Origin of the sequence: Caulobacter sp. (assembly GCF_017744445.1) — a bacterium.
In the GTDB taxonomy this organism is placed as follows: domain Bacteria; phylum Pseudomonadota; class Alphaproteobacteria; order Caulobacterales; family Caulobacteraceae; genus Caulobacter.
On sequence record NZ_JAGIBH010000012.1, the window covers coordinates 43,296 to 62,451 of the forward strand.

Consider the following 19,156-nt stretch of genomic DNA (forward strand, 5'->3'; position numbering starts at 1 on the left):
TGATCAGGACAATTGCTATCCTGATTGGAAAATTCGTCAACTGCCTCGAGGAGTCGTGGCGCGTGCCTGCCAATGCCCACACGCTTGGAACCCTGCTGCGTGGACTGAGAGATCGTGAGGGCTGGACGCTCAAGCAGATGAGCGAGAAGAGCGGCATCCCCGTCTCGACCCTGTCCAAGGTCGAGCACGACCGCCTGACCCTGACCTACGACAAGCTCCAGCAGCTTTCGCAGCGACTGGGCATGCGGATGTCCGAGCTATTCGCGGAAGAGGATACGAGCCCGCCCCAGGCGGTGACCGCGCGGCGCAGTCTGGGCGATGTCGACCGCGCCGTGCGCGTCGAGACCCCGAACTACGACTACTACTACCTGCACACCGAGCTGCGCGGGAAACGGATGATTCCGGTGATCACCAAGATCCGCGCCAAGAGCGCCGAGCAGTTCGGCGACCTGGTCAGCCACGCCGGCGAGGAATACATCTTCGTGCTGAAAGGCCGGATCGTCGTCACGACCGAGTTCTACGATCCGGTGGTGCTGGAGGAAGGCCAGTCGATCTACATCGACTCCAGCATGGGCCATGCCTATCTGGCGGCTGAAGGCTGCGACGAGGCCGAGGTGTTGGGCGTGATGTCCAGCGAGGACGCCGAGTTGATGAACGCCCTGCTGGACATCCACGAGGACCAGAAGGCGGCGCGCCGCTAGACCAGGCGCGGCGGGGCCGTCGAGTCCCGTTGGACCAGGGCATGGTCCAACACGTGGTCGGCGAAGATCTCGTCCGCCTCGTCATTGGACCGCAGGGCGCGGATCAGGCGGTCCAGGGCGATGGCCGCCATCTGCCGCACAGGCTGGCGGATCGTCGTGAGCGGCGGCCACAGCGTCGTGGCGACCGTGGTGTCATCGAACCCGACAACGGTCAGGTCGCGCGGCACGTCCAGGCGCCGGCGGTGCGCGACCGAGACGGCGGCGGCGGCCATGTCGTCGTTGCTGGCGAAGATCGCGGTCGGCGGCCGCTGGGCGTCCAGAAGCGTCTCGGCAGCACGCAGACCCGAGTCATAGGAAAAGGCGCCCGACGCCACGAACAGCTCGGCCCCCTCGACGGCGGCGATCGCCGCCCGCGCGCCTTCCAGGCGAACGGCGCTGGCGGTCTGGTCGGGATTGCCGGCAATGAAGCCGATCCGCCGGTGGCCCAGGCCCAGCAAGTGCTGCGTCATGGCCTGGCTGGCCTGGCGATCGTCGATACGGACGTTGATGGCGTCGTTGGGAGGCTTGCCCGCCGCGACCACGGCGACCGGCACGTGGGCGGCCCGGAGGATGTCGCGCGCAAGCGCGGACTCGCCCAGCGGCGGCGCCAGGACCACACCGTGGACGCCGGCTCCGACCAGCCGCTGCAGCTCCTCCAGCGACGGCGGCTGACCGTTCTCGCCGCGCACCAGGATCAGGCGCGCCCCGGCGCTGGTGGCCTCCTCGAAGACCCCGACCAGGAAGTCGCTCATGAAGGCCGAACTGGGGTTGGAATACACCACCCCGATCCGCAGTTCGCCCGACATGACCAGATTACGGGCCGCCAGGTTGGGTTCGAAATTCAGGTCGCGGATCGCGGCCAGGACCGCCGCCCGCGTCTCTTCACGCACCTTGGCGCCTTCGTTGATGACCCGCGATACGGTCATGCGCGAGACACCCGCCCGGTCGGCGACGTCGGCCATGGTGGCGCCGCGCGAGAGGCGGGGCTTTCGGGTCGCTGGCGCTGTCATATCGGTGAGTCTCCCGCGCATGATCGAGCCATAGCGCAAAGAAAGACGCCCGGGCCACTGCGGGGAGACCGCTCGGGCCCGGGCGAGGCCGCCCAGGGGGAGGTGGTGGGCGGGCGGCCTGGGACTTAGAAGCTGTACCGCAGGCCTAGGTGGTAGAACCGGCCCAGCAGGTCATAGAGCGCCGGGTTGGCGTCCAGACCCGTGTTGGTCTGCGGCGACGGCGTCGGATCGCGGTCCAGCAGGTTGTCGATCTTGCCGTAGAGCTGCAGGCCATTGCCGAACTTGTAGGACGCGCTGATGTCGACATAGGTCGCGCCCTTCATCCGGTTATAGTCGATGGTCGGGTTGCTGCCGGTCGAGACCGGGCAGCTTGACTGGCACTCGATATAGTCCGTGGTGGTCCCACCGAACCGGCCGTCACTGAACCAGCGCTCCTGGACGCTGAAGGCGAACCGGTCATTGTCCCAGGACTGGATGGCCAGGAACTTCCAGTCCGGCGTGGCGCCGGAGTTCTGGCCAGCCGAGTCGACGGCGACCGCGCCGGGGATGCCCGGGTTGGTGACGAACTTGTGCGTGTTCGTCGCCAGGCCCCGGACCGTGAAGCGGCCCGGCACGCTGGGCAGCTCGAACCGATAGCTGCTCTCGATATCGAACCCGCTGGTCTTGATCGAAGCCAGATTGAACGTCTGCGAGTTGATGAAGGCGTTCGGCGTGTTGAGATTGAAGGCGCCGCAGAACTGGGTCATGCCCGCATAGCAGAAGTTGACGATCTGCTGAGCGCCCAGGCTGGAGATCCCGCCGTTGAGGACGATGTTGTACCAGTCGACCGAAACGCTGAAGCCTGGCAGCCATTGCGGGTTCGATAGCACCGCGCCGATGGTCACGTTCTTGGCGATTTCCGGCTTCAGGTTCGGGTTGCCCACCACGTTCTGGAACGCCGTCACCGCGCCGCCCGAGGGCTGGCCGGCGGGCGGCGTGCCGTTCGAGGGGATGGTGAAGTTCGGCAGCGTGGTCGTCACCGGCGCGGCGAACAGTTCAGACAGGTTGGGCGCGCGGACGTCACGCGAGGTGACGGCCCGCAGGCGGACGCCGTCGATCGGCGTGTCCCAGGTCGCGCCGACCTTCCAGGTGTAGACGGTGCCCGAGGTGCTGTAGTCGGTCCAGCGGCCAGCCATGTTCAGGTTGGCCCGGCCCGCCGCGTCCGAGTTGACCAGCGGGATGTTCACTTCGGCATAGGCTTCCTTCACCGAATACGAGCCGCGGCCGGAGTGGTAGTTGCCCGCGAACCAGTTGGCGCCCGAGGCGACAAGGACCGGATCGTTGGGATAGTCGGCGGTGTTGGGCGAGTCGGTGTTGCCGTCGCCGTAGGGGTCGCCTTGGACGTGGTACTGCTCCTTGCGCCACTCGCCGCCGAACGCCAGCGACACGGGACCGGCCCACGACGAGAAGGGCTCGCCGCTGAAGTTGATGCTGGCGACGTCCTGCTTCTGCACCGAGTGCTGGTACGGGCCGTTCTTGGGCGTGATGTAGGCCAGGGCCGCTTCGCTGGGCGTCTTGCCGCCGAAGATGTTGATCGGCACGCAGCCATTGGCGCGGGCGACCGGGTCGGCGCAGACGATCTGACCATTCACCGTCGCCGCCTGGATAGCCGCGCGATAACGCGGCATCAGCAGGATGTCGTTGACGTGGATGTTCGTCGTGTTCTGGCCGTGGGTGTAATAGGCGTCGTAGCGCCATTCCTTGCCCAGGGCGTTGAACTTGCCGTCGGCGCCGACCACGGCACGATATTGCGTACGCGTCGGATGGACCGAGATGTTGCGCGGCAGCAGGGCGTTGCTGGTGCCGAAGTTGAAGGTCGTGATGTTGTTGGCCGCGCAGGCGGCCACGATCGAGGCCGGCAGGAACGGGTTCGAGCACGACATCGTCAAATTGGTGCTGGCAGCGCCCGGGTTGGGCTGGTTGCTGCTTTCCACACGCGCGACGTTCAGGGTCGCATAGATCTCGTTGTTGTCGTCCAGGTCGTAGCCGATGCGGCCGTAGCTGTTCATCCGCTTGATGCGGGACTGCAGCGAGGTGCCGATACCGACGTTGCCGGACAGGTCGCCACCGACGCAGAAGCCGCCGTTCGAGTAACAGCCGCTGACGTTGCCGGCGGCGTTTTTGGCAGGCACGCCGCCACCACCGTACTGGAACGTGAACGGATTGCCGTTGACGTCGAAGGCCGTGCCTTGCAGCGGGCCGTTACTGATCAGGCCGTACTTGGTGTACTGATAGGCTTGGGCGTGTTCGCGGTAGAGATACTGCGGCGCGCCGTCGTTGGTCACGCCGCGGTTGACCAGGGTGGCGGTCGTATACCAGTCGCGACTGCCCGGCGCGTCCTCCCCGAAGCCGCCCGCCGGGACGCCTTCCTGCCAGTCGTATTCGCCGCTGACCTGCACGTGCAGGCGGTTGTCCATGAAGTTCTTGCCGGCAGCGACCTGGGCCAGCCACTGGTGGTTGTCACCGTACGTCGTGACCCCGCCCAGGACATTGGCCTTGAAGCCCTCGAACTTCTTGTTGGTGACGAAGTTGACCACGCCGCCCACGGCATCCGAGCCGTAGGACGCCGAAGCGCCGCCCGTCACCACGTCGACTCGCTCGACCAGCAGCTGCGGGAACAGGCTGATGTCGGGGACGCCGGTGACGTTGGCCGGCACGACCCGCTGGCCGTCCAGCAGGGTCAGGGTGCGGATGGTGCCCAGGCCGCGCAGCGAGAACGAGGAGAGACCCTGCTGGCCGCTCGAGGTGCTGAAGGTGCCGGTGGTGGCGCCGCTGGAGCCCTGCAGCGACGGCAGCTGGGTGATAGCGGTGAAGATGTTCGGCTGGGCCGCGCGCTCCAGCTCCTGCTGACCCAGCACCTGGGTCGGCGTCGGCGCGGTGAAGCCCTCGGATTTGATCCGCGAGCCCGTGACGACGATCTCGGTCACGGTGCTGTTGTCCGAGGCCGGGGCCTCCTGCGCATAGGCCGCGCCACCTGCGATGATCGTCGCGAAAGCGCTCGTCGCGAGCAGAGCGCTCATAAAGGACGGTCCCCCTCGCGTGCCGTTAACAGCACTCATCCTGCATCCCTCCCAGTTTTTCATTGGGCCATCTCATGGCCTGCTGGGAATTTGTCAGACGATGGGACCGCTAACTATACGACCATGGTCGTAGGCCTTTTGGGGACCGCTCTCCTATTGTGGGACTACTTGGTTCGCACCGCGTAGAGCGCGTGATGAGTCAGCACATACAAGGTACGCATACCCGTACCGCCGAACAGCAATTGCAGGGGCCTTTCGGGAATATCCAGGCGTCCCAGCTCACGCCCGTCCGGCGCGTAGACGAACACCTGGCCGTTGGCGACATAGACCCTGCCCGCGGCGTCGACGGCGACGCTCTCTCCGCCCCGCTCGGCGAAGACCTTCAGGTCGGTGATCGCGCCCTTTTGTCCGACAACACCGCTGTAGGTCTTGTTTTCCGAACTGTTGGCGACGAACACCCGCTGACCGGGCTTGGCGGTGGTGAAGCCATAGGTGTCCAGCGAGTCGGAGAACCGCAGCCCGCGATAGTCCGGCGGACCATTGGAGAACGTCCGATAGGCTGGCAACACCAGGCTGCCGTCGGGCGAGACATATTCCTTGGCCTTGGGCAGCGCCATGTCGCGGGCGAACAGCTCTGCCAGGGTTGTAAACTCGTAGGTGTCGAGGTTCAGCTGGTCCTTGAACTCGCCGTTGTTCCACCAGTTGACCGGCAACACCGTCGCCGCCTTCGCGCCTTCACCCGCCGGCGTCGGGGCGATCACCGTCACCTCGGTGTCCGGGCTGCCGGGCTTGAAGCTGTAGACCGAAGCATTGCGCCCTTCCGACGACAGCACCAGCAGGTTACCCGAGGCGTCGACGGCCAGGTTGACGGGGTCCAGGGTGTTGTCGCGCACGATCGACAGCTTGCGATCTTCCGACCAGCTGTAGATCCGCTGGTGGCGACGATCGATGAAGTACAGCGTTCCGGCCGCATCCACGGCTCCGCCGCCCAGCGAATAGAAGCCGTCGCCCAGCTTCTCGACGGTCGCACCGGCCGGGAAGATTGACGGCGCGACCGGCTTGGGCGGCCCGCCGATGTCCAGCACCGCGAACTGGCGCTCGCGCACCTCAAGACCGCTTGTGATGTCCTGGATGGCGTTCTCGTACGGATACTTGGTCAGGCGGGTGAAGGTGCCGCAGCCATTGTCGTCACAGGTCCCGAAACCACTCTCGCCGTTGACGGCCACGTTGCGGAACCGGATGTCGTGCGAATTGTAGATCCGCACCGCCGCCGGCGCCGGACGGCGGGTCCGAGTGACGCGATAGCCGTGGTAGTTGGCCAGCAGGATGTTGCTGGAGTCGCGGATCTCCAGCGAGACGGTGTCCTCGCCCTCGCCCGCCTCTTCCTCGGTCTGCGGGGCCAGGAACTCCCAGTTGGCGACGCGGTTCAGGCTGATCTCGCTGCGCAGGTGATGCTCGACCGAGGCCTGGTAGACATGGCCGGGCGTCTGGGTGTCGGAGACGTAGATGCCCGAATAGGCGTAGGTGCTGGGGCTCCAGATGTTGGAAAACGTCCCGCCCCCATCATTGGTCACCCACAGGCTGGGATACTGCCCGCCCCAGCGCTTGGTGGCGTCGGCGTCGGCCGTGGCGTTGTTGTTGTACGGGCTGAACCGCGTACCGTCGTAAAGGTTGGTGCCGTGGCCGCCCTGGAACTTGACGTCGTTGACCATCGAGTTAGCGCCGGCCGTCCACAGCAGCGCCGTGGCGCGCGGATTGGCGCCGTCGGTATAGAGGCCAAGGCCAAAGACGATGTTGTCGCCGCCATCCGCCGACTGCACCAAGGCCTTTGGCGCGCCGACGCCCTGGAAGGCCGGCGTGGCGTGGGGCAGCACGATCTGGGTCAGGCTGGGGTGCAGGCCGATCAGTACCGTGTCGGGCTTGAGCTTCAAGGTGTCGGTGACACGATAGAAGCCGGTCGGGAAATAGACCACGCGATGACTATCGATCGCCTTCTGGATCGCGGCGGTGTCGTCGGTCGTGTTGTCGCCCTTGGCGCCGAGCGTGCGGACGTTCGTCCATTCCGAGGTCGGCGGCAGCGCCCGGATCGCGGGCTTGGCGGGCTTGGGCCCGGAGACAGCCTCGGCCTCGAACGTAGTCTTGTAGTCGCCCGTCTGGCCCAGGCCCGGCACGGTCAGGCCGTGGTTGAAGGCGGCGACGCGATAGGCCTTGCCCTTGCCTGCCGTCGTCTTGCCGCTGTCGCGGAAGCGCGCGAACACCGGCGTGTTGATCGCTGAGGCGTTCTCGAAGCCTACCTGGGTGTAGACGTTCCGCTCGTTGGAGATGACGACGCCGGCCTTGGAGACGTTCTCGAACCGGACGTCCCTGCCCCACAACCAATCGCCATAGCCGCGGTCGATCTCGATGCCGACCGGCGTATCCTTCATGGCCACATTGACCAGGGTCAGGCCGGCCTCGTGCTCGCGGATCGCTGCGTCGCGCTGGCCCTCGAAGGTCGAGTCCAGCAGCACGAAGCCCCAGGCCGCCGACGGCTTCTCGGCCAGTATGCCGTAGCGGCCGCCCTTGAAGTGCAGGTCCTCGGCCTCGTTGGCGACGTGGTACAGACCCGCCAGGCCCGAGCCGATGTCGAACGTCATGTGACTGAGCACCGCGTGCTGGGCGGCGTGGAAGCGGATCGCCGTGGCGGCCGGATTGCCATTGCCGATCGTGAAATCGACATTGCTGATGGCGCTATAGAAGGTGCCAGGATTGGCGTCGGCGATATCCTTGTTGAAAGGCACGCTGCCGGGCGGCGGGAAGGCCGGCTTGAAGGCCCGCGCCGGATCGGGCTTGGCCCCAGCGAAGATCAGCATGTTGGCCAGGCCCTTCTGGAAGCCTGGCGTCGCGTTACCCAACACAATCTCGGGCCGCGTCGTCCCGACACCGAACAGCCGCACGCCGGGCCACAGGAACAGGGTCTTGCTGATCCGGTAACGGCCCGACGGCAGAAAGACGAGACCACCGCCCGGCTTGGCCGCCGCCGCGTCCAGCGCAGCCTGGAGGGCAGCGGTGTCGTCGGCGCGGCCGTCGCCCTTGGCCTTCGCCATGATGGCGGCGGGATCGTCGGGCGCTGTCGCGAAGGCCGAGATCGAAGCCCAGGCTGGCGTTCCCGCCGCACAGGCCAACGCGATAGACGCCACGCTCGCGGCGACCAGCCAACGCTTCATACTCGACTCCCCAACCCGACTGTTATGGCGTGACAGCGTAGAGCGAACGGTGAGTCAGGACGAACAGTGTTTTCCCGCCCTCGCCGCCGAAGATCAGTTGCAGCGGACGCTCGGGCACGTCGATGCGGCCGGTCAGGCTGCCGTCAGCGGCGTACTGGAAGATCTGGCCATTGGCGACGAACACCCGGCCCTGCCCGTCGACCGCGACGCTCTCGCCGCCGCGATTGGCGAAGACCTTGAGGTCCGTCAGCGTCCCGCCGGGACCGACCTGGCCGCTATAGGTCTTGTTCTCCGAGCCGTTGGTGAAGAACAGCCGCTCGCCGACCGCGCCGCCGATCAGGCCGTTGGCCTGCAGGCTGTCGGCCCAGCGCCAGCCGACATGGTCCGGCGGACCTTGCTGCCACACCCGGAAGGCCGGCAGCGACACGCTGCCGTCGGGCGAGACGTATTCCTGGGCCTTGGGCGCACCCACGTCGCGGGCGAACATCTGCGCCAGGGTGGTGAACTCGCCCTTGGCCGGATCGTACTGGTCCTTGAACTCGCCGTTGTTCCACCAGTTGACCGGCAGAAGCGTCTTGCCCTTGCCGCGCGCAGTGACGGCCGTGGGCGCGATCATCGTCATCGCATCGTGGGGACCATTCGGGTCGATCGAATAGACCGCGCCCTGCGGACCTAGCGACGATACCACCAGCAGCTTGCCCGAGGCGTCCATCGCCAGGTTGGTCGGATCCAGCGAGCTGTCGCGGACGATCTCCAGGCCCTTGGCCGCCGTCCAGCGGTAGATCCGCTGGAAACGCTTCTCGACGAAGTACAGCGCCCCATCCGCGCCGGTCGTCGCGCCCGAAATCGACCAGAAACCGGTCTCCAGCTTCTTGACCCGGGGATCGGCCGGGGCCGGCGCGGGCTGGTCTCCCTTGATATCCAGCACCGCGAACTCGCGCTCGCGCACCTCCAGCTTGGAGGTCTTGTCCTGGATGGCGTTCTCGAACGGGTACTTGCTGGCCCTCAGATAGGTGCCGCAGCCGATCTTATCGCACAGGGCCACGCCGCTCTCGGCATTGATGTGGACGTTGCGGAAGCGGATGTCCGACGAGTTGTAGAGCTTCACCGCCGTCTCGGCCGGGTGATACGAGCGCGTGACCCGATAGCCGTGATAGTTGGCGAACAGGATGTTCTTGGAGTTGCGGATCTCCAGCGACACGGCGTCAGGGCCGTCTCCAACCTCCTGCTCGGTCTGGGGCGCCAGGAATTCCCAGTTCTCGACATTGTCGAGCACGAACTCATTGCGTACGTGGTGCTCGACCGAGACCTCGTAGATGTGGCCCGGCGTCTTGGTGTCGCTGATGTAGAAGCCGGCCGAGGCGAAGGTGTTGGGGCTCCAGACATTGGCGAAGGTCCCGCCGCCGCCATCCGTCACCCAGATGCTAGGATACTGGGCGTCCCAGCGACCGTCGGCCACGGGGTCGCCGCTGCGGGCCTGGGCCGCGCCCAGCGGCTTGCCGTCGGCGGTTGGCGTGCCGCCGCCGCCCATGATCTTCACGTCGGTGACCAGCGACTTCTCGCCCGACCGCCATAGCAGCGCCGAGGCGCGCGGGTTGATGCGGCCGGTGAAGAGCCCGATGCCCGAGACGATGTTGTCGCCGCCCTTGGGCGTTTCCAGGATCGGCCGCACGGGTCCGACGCCGACGTGATTGGAATTGCCGTCCGGAATGACCAGCTGGGTCAGGGCCGGATGCAGGCCGATCAGCACGGTGTCGGGCTTCAGCTTCAGGGTGTCGCTGACCATGTAGAAGCCGATAGGCAGGTACAGAATCTTGTGACTGTCGATCGCCTTCTGCAGGGCGGCCGTATCGTCGGTCGAGCTGTCGCCCTTCACGCCCAGCGTCTTGACGTTGACCCACTCGCTCATCGGCGGCAGCGAGCGCAATGTCGGCGCGTTGGCAGCCGGCAAGGCCTTCAGCGGCGTGATGTCCGAAAGGGTCTTGTACTCGCCCATCTGGCCCATGGCCGGCAGGGTCAGGCCGTAGGTGAACGAGCCGACCCGATAAGCCTTGCCCTTGCCGTCCACCGTCTTGCCGCTGTCGCGGAAGCGGGCGAACACCGGCGTGTTGGATGCTACGGCGTTGTCGAAGCCGACCTGGGTGAAGACGTTGTCCTCGGCCGAAATCACGACGCCGGCCTTGGAAACGTTCTCAAAGCGGACGTTCTTGCCCCACAGGCTGTCGCTGTAGCCCTTGTCGATCTCGATCCCGACCGGCGTGTTCTTGATCGCCACATTGACCAGGGTCAGGTCGACCTCGTGCTCGCGGATCGCCGCGTCGCGCTGGCCGTCGAAGGTGGAGTCCACCAGGGTGAACTGCCAGGCCGGCGAGGTCTTCTCGGTGACAATGCCATAGCGGCCGCCCTGGAAGTGGACGTCCTCCATGATGTTGCCGGCCTGGTAGACGCCGGCGAAAGCCGAGCCCAGGCGGAAGTTCATGTGCTTGAGGAAGGCGTGTTGGGCCATGCGGAAGCGCACGCCCGCGGCGGCCGGATTGCCGTCGCCGATCTCGATGTCGATATTGGCCATCGACGAATAGAAGGTGCCGGAATTGGCGTCGCGCACCTTGGCGGTCGTCGGTCGGACGCTGGGCACCGGTACGGGAATGTCGCCGACCTGGTACTGGTCGCCGCCCGTAAACGAGACCATCGTGCCCACACCTTCCTGGAAGCCGGGCGTGTTCGCCCCCAACAAGAGGACCGGCCGGGTCTTGCCCACGCCGAAGACGCGCACGCCGGGCGGGATCAGGATGGTCCGGCTCAGGCGATAGCGGCCCGAGGGCAGGAAGACGAGGCCATGGCCGGTGCTGTCGCGCGCGGCGTCGATGGCCTTCTGGATGGCGTCGGTGTCGTCGGCCTTGCCGTCGCCGACGGCCTTGACCATGATCGCTCGGGGATCGTCCGGCGCGGTCGGCCAAGCCGAATTGGAAGCGGCGGCGGCCGCGAGAACGGGGCTCGAGGCCGCCAGCAACAACGACAACACAAGCGCTCTCATGCCACTCCCCAAAATCTACTTTCGGTAAGTGATAAGGCCCCATCCCTGCCCGACCATCCTCGACCATGGTCGTAGTTACGCACCGCGAGGGCGTCGGTAGAAGCGAAGTCCCACCCCACCGGACCAGGGACGACGTTTGCCGCCGCCATCCAGCCCCCTACGACCTGCCGGCCTCGCCATCATCGCCATGGGCGTGAGCGGCAGTGGCAAGTCGACCTTGGGCGCCCTGCTGGCCCGGAAGCTGGATTGCCCCTTCCTGGAAGGCGACGCGTTCCACGACGCCAACGCGGTCGCCAAGATGCGCGCCGGCCTGCCGCTGGACGATGACGACCGCTGGCCATGGCTGGACCGGATCGGCGCGGCGATGGGCGAGGCCCTGACTTCCGGCGGACCGGTCGTGGCGGCTTGCTCCGCCCTACGCCGCCGCTATCGCGAGCGCCTGCGGGCGGCCATCCCGGTTCAGGTCCGCTTCGTGCTGCTGGACGCCGGCTACGACGAGCTGCTTCGCCGCCTGACCCAGCGGCCGGGCCACTACATGCCTGCCAGCCTGTTGGACAGCCAACTGGCGACCTTGGAGCGGCCTAGCGCTGACGAAGGCGTCTTCACCCTCGACGCCGCCGAGCCGCCCGAGCGGCTGTGCGAGATCACCCAGACCTGGCTGACAGAACCCACCCTGTCAGTTCGCGCCTAGGGCATCAGCCGCTTGCGACCTCGCGAGAGGTGCCAGCGCATAGCCAAAGCCGCCTGGTCGCCATCCTGAGCTCGGATCGCCTCCACGATCATCTCGTGCTCGCGCATCATCTCCGCGATCGCCTCGGGCGGCCGCGAGCGTGAGATGTCGACGCCGGCTCGCATGATCTTGTCGACATCGGCCTCCAGCGCCTCGAAGGCGACCAGGAAGGCCGGATTGGCGGTGGCCAGCACGATCTGACGATGCAACTCCATGTCCTCGGCATGGGCCGGCGCGCTGGACAGCAGCGCCGCGCGCAGGTTCGAGAGCGCCGTCTCGATCGCGTCCATCTCCTCGGCCGAGCGCCGCACGGCCGCCAGGCGCGCCGCCTCAGCCTCCAGCACGAATCGCACCTCGTAACTGCCCATGGTCGACGGCAGCTCCGACAACGGCATATAGGCGCCCAGCTTGTCGGACGGCCGGTTCTTCACATACGAGCCCGCGCCGCGGCGGGCTTCGGTGATGCTGTCGGCGGCCAGACGGACCAGGGCCTCGCGCACGATGGTGCGCGACATGCCGAAGATCTCTGCCAGGCGGGCCTCCGACGGCAGGCGATCGCCGACTTCCAACCCGTCACCGTTGATCATCTCGACGATGCCCGTATAGGCCCGGTCAGCCAGACGGCCCTCGCTCATCCCTTAAGTCTCCAACTTCACGGCGCAGCATCGGGCCATTCGCGGCGCATGGCAAAATCACCTCCGCCCTACAACCCTAACACCAAAAACCTGTATGACAGGTTTTATATCGTTCCGGTTCATTTCGCGATGTTCACGCTCACATCGCCAAAATCACTTGAACTTGTCCAACAGATAGCGCTAACGTGAGTCACATAACCCGGATCGCTCGGCGCAGAGTCGTCGAACAAAGAAGACGGGGTTGCGCGCCTCTAGGGCGGCTTGCAGGGATGAGGCAGAGGGGTTCAGCGATGAGCACGACGGACGTTGCCGGTCGGGATCTGAAGACGGCGCTGGGCGGCCTGACGCCGACCCAGATGAAAGTGCTGGAAGGCGTCAATTCCGGCCTTCTCAACAAGCAGATCGCCTTCGACCTCGGGATCGCCGAGGCTACGGTCAAGGCGCACATGACCGCGCTCATGCGCAAGCTGAACGTTCACAACCGCACCCAGGCCGCCATCGCGGCCCAATCGCTGGTCCAGGGCCTGCGATCAGCCGGCGGCTAGCGCGCGGGCAATCATCATAATTCATCTTATGGTGGTGAAATTCAGAGATACGCGCCTATAGTCACACCTTCCTGCGGAGGGCGTGACATGACCAACGAGCTGTTTCGGCGTCTGGCGACCATCTATCTGGGCGAAGCTATTCGTTATCCCAAACTGCGGGCGGTGACGCTGGCGCAGTGGGCGCTTGAAAGCGGTCGCGGCAGCTCGGCGCTGGCGCGTGATCACTACAATTTCGGCGGCTTGAAGTGGCGCAAGGAAATGACGCCATACGCCACTAAGGTGAAGTATGCCGCCCATGACGGCGAGGACTTCTACTGCAAGTTCGCCACGCTCGAGAACTTCATCGCCGGCTACTGGGCCTTCCTGAACCGAACGCCTTACTCCGGTTGGGAAGCCAATGTGGCGACCCCCGAGAAATTCATTCGCTTCGTTGGTCCGATCTACACGCCTCGCCCCAACTATGCCGACGCCGTGCTGGCGCTGGCGCCGGAGGCCGAAGCCCTGCTGGCCGATGTCGAGAAGGCCGAAGCCGCGGCCGTGAAACCGGCCGCCGCGCCGGCGGTCAGCCTCGGCGTCATCGTCATCGACCCTGGCCACGGCGGCAACAGCGACGTCTCGGGCAGCAGCGCCAACAACGCGATCTCGGTCAGCAACGTCAAAGAGAAGAAGCTGACCCTGGATTTCGCGCTGATCCTGCGCGACGAGTTGCTGCGCCAGGCGGCGGCGCGCAATGAGACGGTCCAGGTCGTGCTGACTCGCACCACCGACATCAACGTGACCGGCAAGGCCCGCGCGGCAATGGCTTTCGACCACAAGGCCAAGCTCTTCCTGTGCATCCACTTCAACGGCAACAAGAGCGCCACGGTCCGAGGAACCGAGACGTTCTATCGAGCCAAGGAGAACAACAACATCAACCTGGCGGCGGACATGGAGTTCGCCGGCGCGGTCCAGACAGCCTTGTTCACCGCGCTCAAGACTATCGACCCCGGGGCCAAGGATCGCGGCATCAAGCCCGACAACCAGGGCAATCCCAACCTGCCGGGCTTTGGCGTGCTGAACGACATCAGCCTGGGCAATGACCGCCGCCAGACGCCCTGCCGCGCCGCCTATATCGAGGCGGAGTTCATCACCAACCCGTCTGTCGACAAGCTGCTGATCTCAGGCCCCAACGCCGTGCCGAACCGAATCGCCGCGATGGCGGCTGTCGCCGGCGCCTGCCTGGCGCAGATGCGGAAGATCCCCTGAGCGAAGGGGCCGCCTCCATCAGGGCGGCCCCACCTTCCCTACTCGGCCGCCTGCAACGCCCCGGCGTAACGGTTGATCGGAAAGTCCAGGCCCAGGCTGTCGCGGAAGGTCGTTCCTTCGTACTCGGTGCGGAACAGGCCGCGCGCCTGAAGGATCGGCACGACTAGCTCGACGAAGGCCTCCAGCTGACCTGGCAAGCTTTCGAACAGCACGAAGCCGTCGGCGGCCCGCGCCTCGAACCACTGCTGCAGGCTGTCGGCCACCTGCTCGGGCGCGCCGACGAAGTGTCCGCGCGGCGTGGCGAAGCGCAAGGCGGTCTCGCGCAAGGTCAGGTTCTCGGCCTGCACCGCCGCAACGATACGACTCACGGCGCTCTGGTTGGAGTTGGCGCCGAACTCGGCCGCCTCCAGCGGGAACGGACCGTCCGGGTCGTGCTGGCTGAAGTCGTACTCGTTGAACGGCCGGGCCAGCATCGACAAGGCGTTGTCCAGCGACACCAGTTCGGTCAGTTCCTTGTAGAGCGCCTCGGCCTCCTCGGCTGTGCGACCCACCACCGGACGCGCAGCAGGCAAGACATGCAGCTGATCTGCATCGCGACCGAAGCCGGCGGCCCGGGCCTTGATGTCCTTGTAGTAGGCCTGGGCCGCGTCGACGTCCTCGTGCGAGACGAAGATGGCGTCGGCGCGCCTAGCGGCGAAGGCCTTGCCGTCTTCCGAAGCGCCCGCTTGGAAGATCACTGGCTGGCCCTGGGGCGAACGGCTGATGTTCAGCGGTCCCTTCACCGAGAAGAACTCGCCCTTGTGGTTCAGGGCATGAAGCTTAGCCGGATCAAAGAATTGCCCGCCTTTCTTGTCGAAGGTCAGGGCGTCGTCCTCCCACGAGTCCCACAGCCCCTGGACCACGTCCAGATACTCGCCGGCCAGGCGGTAGCGGACGTCGTGGGCGTAGTGCTTGTCGCGGCTATAGTTGGCGGCGCTGCCTTCCAGCCATGAAGTGACGACGTTCCAGCCGGCCCGGCCGCCGCTGATATGGTCCAGCGAGGCGAACTGGCGGGCGACATTGAACGGCTCGCTGTAGCTCACCGTCAGGGTGGCCACGAGGCCGATATTGTTCGTGGCGCCAGCCAGGGCCGACAGGATGGTCAGCGGCTCGAAGCGGTTCAGATAGTGCGGGCTGGATTTCTCGGTGATGTAGACGCTGTCGGCGACGAACAGGAAGTCGAACTTGCCCTTCTCGGCCACTTGGGCCTGGCGCTTGTAGAACTGGAAGTCGGTGCTGGCGCTGGGCTGGGCGTCCGGGTGACGCCAGTCGCCCCAGCCGGGGCCGACGCCATGCAGGATGAAGCCGAGCTTCAATTGACGCTGAGAAGACATTGAACTCTCCGATCTTATTCGGCTGGAACCAGGGTGATGTCGCGGACGGCCTGCAGGACCGGGCCGGCCTCGGTGCGGACCAGCCAGTCGGGACTGACGTCGACGAAGCGGACGACGCGCTCGTGGTCGATGACGACGATGGCGGGCTGGGGCAGCTCCCAGGTTCCCGTGCCCGTCGTCTCGCCGATAAAGCCGCCCTTGGCGCGCTGGGCCGCCTGGCTGGCTTCGTCGGCCGTGTAGAGGATGCCAAACCGCCGCCCCAGGGCATTGCCGATGTCCGAGGCGACCTTGAAGGTCAGATTATGGCGGCTGCGGATCTCGCCCAGGCGCTCGGGAACCTGCGGGCTGATCGCCACCAGGGTCGCGCCCAGGTCGCGCAGGCCCGGCGCCAGGGTCTCGTCATAGTACGGCAGGGCGATGTTGCAGGCCGGGCAGCCGGCGAAGCGGAAGAACACCAGCACCGCCGGACCACGTTGCAGCAGCGTCTCCAGAGCTAGCTCGCCGCCCTCGACATCCTGCAACACGAACGGCTCCAGGCTGTCGCCGACCTTGACCCACTGCGACGGGTCGGCCGTCTCGACCAGGGTCTGTCGCTGGTCGATGTTGATCCTCAGCGCCGCCGGATCCCAAGTGCGCACGCGCTCGGCATGCAGGTCGCCCAGGCGGGCCTTCAGGCTCTTGCTCATCGGGTCTTCTCCCCTTCGGGTTTGGCCATGCGGTAGGCGCGCTCGAAGATCGCCCCCATCCGCCAATGCTGGTTGGTGTGGGTGGCGGCGTGCTCGCCCCAGCCGTGGTCACGGCGGAAGGCGCCCAGCTGGCCCGAGGCCAGGGCCTGCTCGGCCGTGATCCCGGCGACGCGGTCGACCTCCGGCCAGACGAACAGGGCGTCCGTCGGACAATAGAGCTCGCACAGCAGGCAAGTCTGGCAGTCGGCCTGGGCGGCGATCACCGCCTTGCCGCCCTCGCCCACCCGCAGCACGTCGCTGGGACATGCGTCGACGCAGTCTCCGAAGCCGCCGCAGCGGTCCTCGATCACGACCTCGATCATCAGGCGACCTCCGCCTGAGCGACTGCCGGCTCGAAGCGGGTGAAGATCCTCGCCAGGCCCTGGGCGCGCTGTCGGTTGGCCAAACGCGGATCCAGGCCTGGCGCATCCTCACGACGATGCATGCCCCGACTCTCGCGACGCGCCAGGGCGGCGGCCTTGCTCCATCGACCGGCCGCGACCAAGGCTGCGGCTTCCCGTAGCCGCAGGGCCGCACGACCCTCGGCTCGACCGTGATCGGCCAGTTCGCGCCAGACCTCGTCCAGGCGCTCCAGCGAGGCGGCCAGGGCCTCGCCCCGGCGGAAGATGTTCTTGTCGTAGGCGTTCAGCTCCTCGCGCACCGCCTGGACAGCGCCGGCGGTGTCGAAGGCGCGCGCGGAGAGCCTCGGCGCCAGGCCAGCCTGACCAGTAGCGATCACCAGGTCCGTCTCGCGCGCGCCGATCGACCGCGCCCGCCGCGCCGCCGCCGCCCCGGCCCACTGGCCCGACGACAGCGCCCAGGACGAATTGACCGCCCCACCACCCGAGATCGCGCCGGTGACCAACTCACGGCTTCCAGCATCACCCGCGACATAGAGGCCGGGTACGGCGGTCTGGCAGTCCTCGTCGTCGACGCGTAGCCCGCCAATGCCGCGCACGGTGCCTTCGGCATGCAGCGTGACCTCGAAGCGCTGGCTGTAGGTATCGATCCCAAGCCTTTGGAAAGGCAGGACGAAGTTAGGCTGCACCTGCGGCATCACCGCCCGGATGTCCTCCGGCACGCGATCCAGACGACAGAACAGCGGTCCCGTCAGCAGCGCTCGCGCCAGATGCGGGGTGACGTCGGGACCGTTCGGAATGTCCAGCTCCCGGTCATCGGCGTCGAACCAGCGCGCGAAGCTGTAGGCCATCGAGCGGGCCATGTTCGTGCCGGCCAGGGCGGGCGTGTAGTAGTTGGTGAACTCCATGCCGGAGAGGTCGGCGCCGGCCTCGACGCCCATCAGCAGGCCATCGCCGGTGTTGGTCGCCGACCCCAGCAGGCGCGAGGCGAAGGCCGTGCCGCCGGTGGCCAGCACCACGGCCCCAGCCCGGATCGTCCAGGGCCGCTCGCCACGCAGGGCGATCCCCGACGCACCGGCGATCGATCCGTCGCCATGCCGCAGCAGCTGCAGGGCCGGATGGTGGTCCAGGATCCTCGCCCCCGCCGCCAGGGCGTAGGCGCGCATGGCCCGCATGTACTCGGGACCTCGCAGGGCCCGGCACTGCACCTCGCCCTTGTCGTCGGTCGAGAAGGCGTAGTGGCCGGCGAGGCCCGGCAGGCTGGTCCAGGTCAGGTCCAGGATCCGCCGCATCCAGTCCGGATCGCCTAGGCCCAGCGAGCGCTTCAGACGATCAGCCACGGCGGCTTCGCGGCGTTCGGGCGGGACCCACCAGTGGCCTGGGCCGGCCGTGGCAGTGACGCCGCTGGTCCCGCAATGGCCCTTGTCGACCAACACGACGTCCGCCCCCTCCCGCGCCGCCGCCATGGCCGCCCAGGCGCCGGCCAGCCCTCCGCCGATGACCAGGACGTCGGTCGCCAGGGTCAGCGGCTCGCTCACGCCACGGCCCCGTTGAACGAGGTGTCAAAAGCCTGCGCGGGATCGCGCGTGCTATTCACCGTCCCGGCCGCCCGGAAACGATCGAGCACCGCCCTCGCCTCCGCGATCGACTGCTCGCCCAGCGGCGATGGCTGGATGCGGTACTGGCGCACGGTGTAGAGGGCGACCTCTTCGGACAGCCCGGTCTCCTTGGCCAGCACCTTGCCGAACACATCTGGATTGTCGGCCGCCCAGCGACGGGCCTTGGCCAGGCGACGCAGGAAGTCCTCGACCTGCGGCCGCTTCTCGGCGATCGCCTTCTCGCTGGCCGCCTCATAGCCGAAGCCGCCCAGCAGCCCCTCGCCGTCGATCAGGATGCGCGCCGCATCGTGCAGCCGCGCCAGGGCGACGTACGAGCCCCAGGTCACCCAGGCGTCGATCGAGCCGGCCGTGAAGGCAGCCTTGGCGTCGCCAGGGTTCAGGTAGGCGATCGAAACGTCGGAGGGCTTTAGGCCCGCCTTCTCCAGCACCACCAGCAGAAGGTAGTGGCCAATCGAACCGCGCCCGGTGGCGATCTTCTTGCCGCGCAGGTCGGCTGGCGTCCGGATCGGCGAGTCCTTGCCAACCAGGATCGCCGTCGACGAACCGCCGCTGCGGCCCGCCTGCACGGCCTTGATCTTGGCCCCGCCGGCATAGGCGAACAGGAACGGCGCATCGCCGGCCTCGCCCAAGTCGACCGCTCCGGCGCTCACCGCCTCCAGAAGCGGCGCGGCGGCCGGGAACTCGCTCCATTCGATCTTGTACGGCGCGCCTTCCAGGGCGTCGGACGCGATCAGCACCGCCTTGGTGCCGCCCCGCTGGCTGCCGACCTTGAGGACGGGCTGGCCGCCTCCGGTCTTGGTGCAGGCGGCCAAACCTACGGAAGAAAGCCCAGCGGAGGCGATGCCGGTGACGAGTAGCTGGCGTCGGTTCATCGCG

The 19,156-nt window shown here is 66.8% G+C and carries 13 protein-coding genes and 1 pseudogene; 4 read left to right on the forward strand and 10 right to left on the reverse strand.

Annotation, left to right across the window (positions count from 1 at the left end):
- Positions 1-62: 62 nt before the first annotated feature.
- Positions 63-701, forward strand: a complete 639-nt coding sequence (locus J7528_RS17665) for an XRE family transcriptional regulator (protein ID WP_291877025.1) — start codon at positions 63-65, stop codon at positions 699-701.
- On the opposite strand, the gene J7528_RS17670 is transcribed toward J7528_RS17665, so the two are convergent.
- The 4 genes from J7528_RS17670 to J7528_RS17685 all read right to left on the reverse strand — a co-directional run bounded on the left by J7528_RS17670 (position 698) and on the right by J7528_RS17685 (position 11,049).
- The gene (locus J7528_RS17670) at positions 698-1,750 is read right to left on the reverse strand and encodes a LacI family DNA-binding transcriptional regulator (protein WP_291877027.1); all 1,053 of its coding nucleotides are present in this window, start codon (positions 1,748-1,750) and stop codon (positions 698-700) included. The genes J7528_RS17665 and J7528_RS17670 overlap by 4 nt on opposite strands.
- Positions 1,751-1,875: 125 nt before the next feature.
- Entirely contained in the window at positions 1,876-4,848 is a 2,973-nt protein-coding gene (locus J7528_RS17675; RefSeq protein ID WP_291877030.1) for a TonB-dependent receptor, read from the reverse strand.
- Between the two features lie 125 nt (positions 4,849-4,973).
- Positions 4,974-8,015, reverse strand: coding sequence for a glycosyl hydrolase family 28-related protein (locus J7528_RS17680; protein WP_291877033.1), 3,042 nt, complete (start codon positions 8,013-8,015; stop codon positions 4,974-4,976).
- Positions 8,016-8,037: 22 nt separating this feature from the next.
- Positions 8,038-11,049: a glycosyl hydrolase family 28-related protein gene (locus J7528_RS17685; RefSeq protein ID WP_291877035.1), complete on the reverse strand. Its 3,012-nt coding sequence runs from the start codon at positions 11,047-11,049 to the stop codon at positions 8,038-8,040.
- Between the two features lie 136 nt (positions 11,050-11,185).
- On the opposite strand from J7528_RS17685, the gene J7528_RS17690 reads away from it, so the two are divergent.
- Complete coding sequence (locus J7528_RS17690; RefSeq protein WP_291877038.1) at positions 11,186-11,740, forward strand: gluconokinase; 555 nt, start codon at positions 11,186-11,188, stop codon at positions 11,738-11,740.
- Here the strand turns inward: J7528_RS17690 and J7528_RS17695 are convergent.
- The gene (locus J7528_RS17695; RefSeq protein WP_291877040.1) at positions 11,737-12,414 is read right to left on the reverse strand and encodes an FCD domain-containing protein; all 678 of its coding nucleotides are present in this window, start codon (positions 12,412-12,414) and stop codon (positions 11,737-11,739) included. The genes J7528_RS17690 and J7528_RS17695 overlap by 4 nt on opposite strands.
- A gap of 341 nt (positions 12,415-12,755) precedes the next feature.
- On the opposite strand from J7528_RS17695, the pseudogene J7528_RS17700 reads away from it, so the two are divergent.
- Positions 12,756-12,959, forward strand: a pseudogene (locus J7528_RS17700) (LuxR C-terminal-related transcriptional regulator); the annotation flags it as partial.
- Between the two features lie 87 nt (positions 12,960-13,046).
- Entirely contained in the window at positions 13,047-14,204 is a 1,158-nt protein-coding gene (locus J7528_RS17705) for an N-acetylmuramoyl-L-alanine amidase (RefSeq protein ID WP_291877046.1), read from the forward strand.
- 38 nt (positions 14,205-14,242) lie between these two features.
- Here the strand turns inward: J7528_RS17705 and J7528_RS17710 are convergent, their stop codons facing one another.
- From J7528_RS17710 to J7528_RS17730, 5 genes are read right to left on the reverse strand one after another with little or no spacing between them, the layout of a single operon-like run.
- Positions 14,243-15,577 (reverse strand): LLM class flavin-dependent oxidoreductase, encoded by a 1,335-nt coding sequence (locus J7528_RS17710; RefSeq protein WP_291877048.1) that lies wholly within the window; start codon positions 15,575-15,577, stop codon positions 14,243-14,245.
- Between the two features lie 14 nt (positions 15,578-15,591).
- Complete coding sequence (locus J7528_RS17715; RefSeq protein ID WP_291877051.1) at positions 15,592-16,263, reverse strand: peroxiredoxin-like family protein; 672 nt, start codon at positions 16,261-16,263, stop codon at positions 15,592-15,594.
- Positions 16,260-16,625, reverse strand: a complete 366-nt coding sequence (locus J7528_RS17720) for a ferredoxin family protein (RefSeq protein WP_291877053.1) — start codon at positions 16,623-16,625, stop codon at positions 16,260-16,262. Before J7528_RS17720 ends, J7528_RS17715 begins: the two co-directional genes overlap by 4 nt.
- The gene (locus J7528_RS17725; protein ID WP_291877054.1) at positions 16,625-18,199 is read right to left on the reverse strand and encodes an FAD-binding protein; all 1,575 of its coding nucleotides are present in this window, start codon (positions 18,197-18,199) and stop codon (positions 16,625-16,627) included. Before J7528_RS17725 ends, J7528_RS17720 begins: the two co-directional genes overlap by 1 nt.
- Positions 18,196-19,152, reverse strand: a complete 957-nt coding sequence (locus tag J7528_RS17730) for an ABC transporter substrate-binding protein (RefSeq protein WP_291877055.1) — start codon at positions 19,150-19,152, stop codon at positions 18,196-18,198. Before J7528_RS17730 ends, J7528_RS17725 begins: the two co-directional genes overlap by 4 nt.
- Positions 19,153-19,156: the final 4 nt, after the last annotated feature.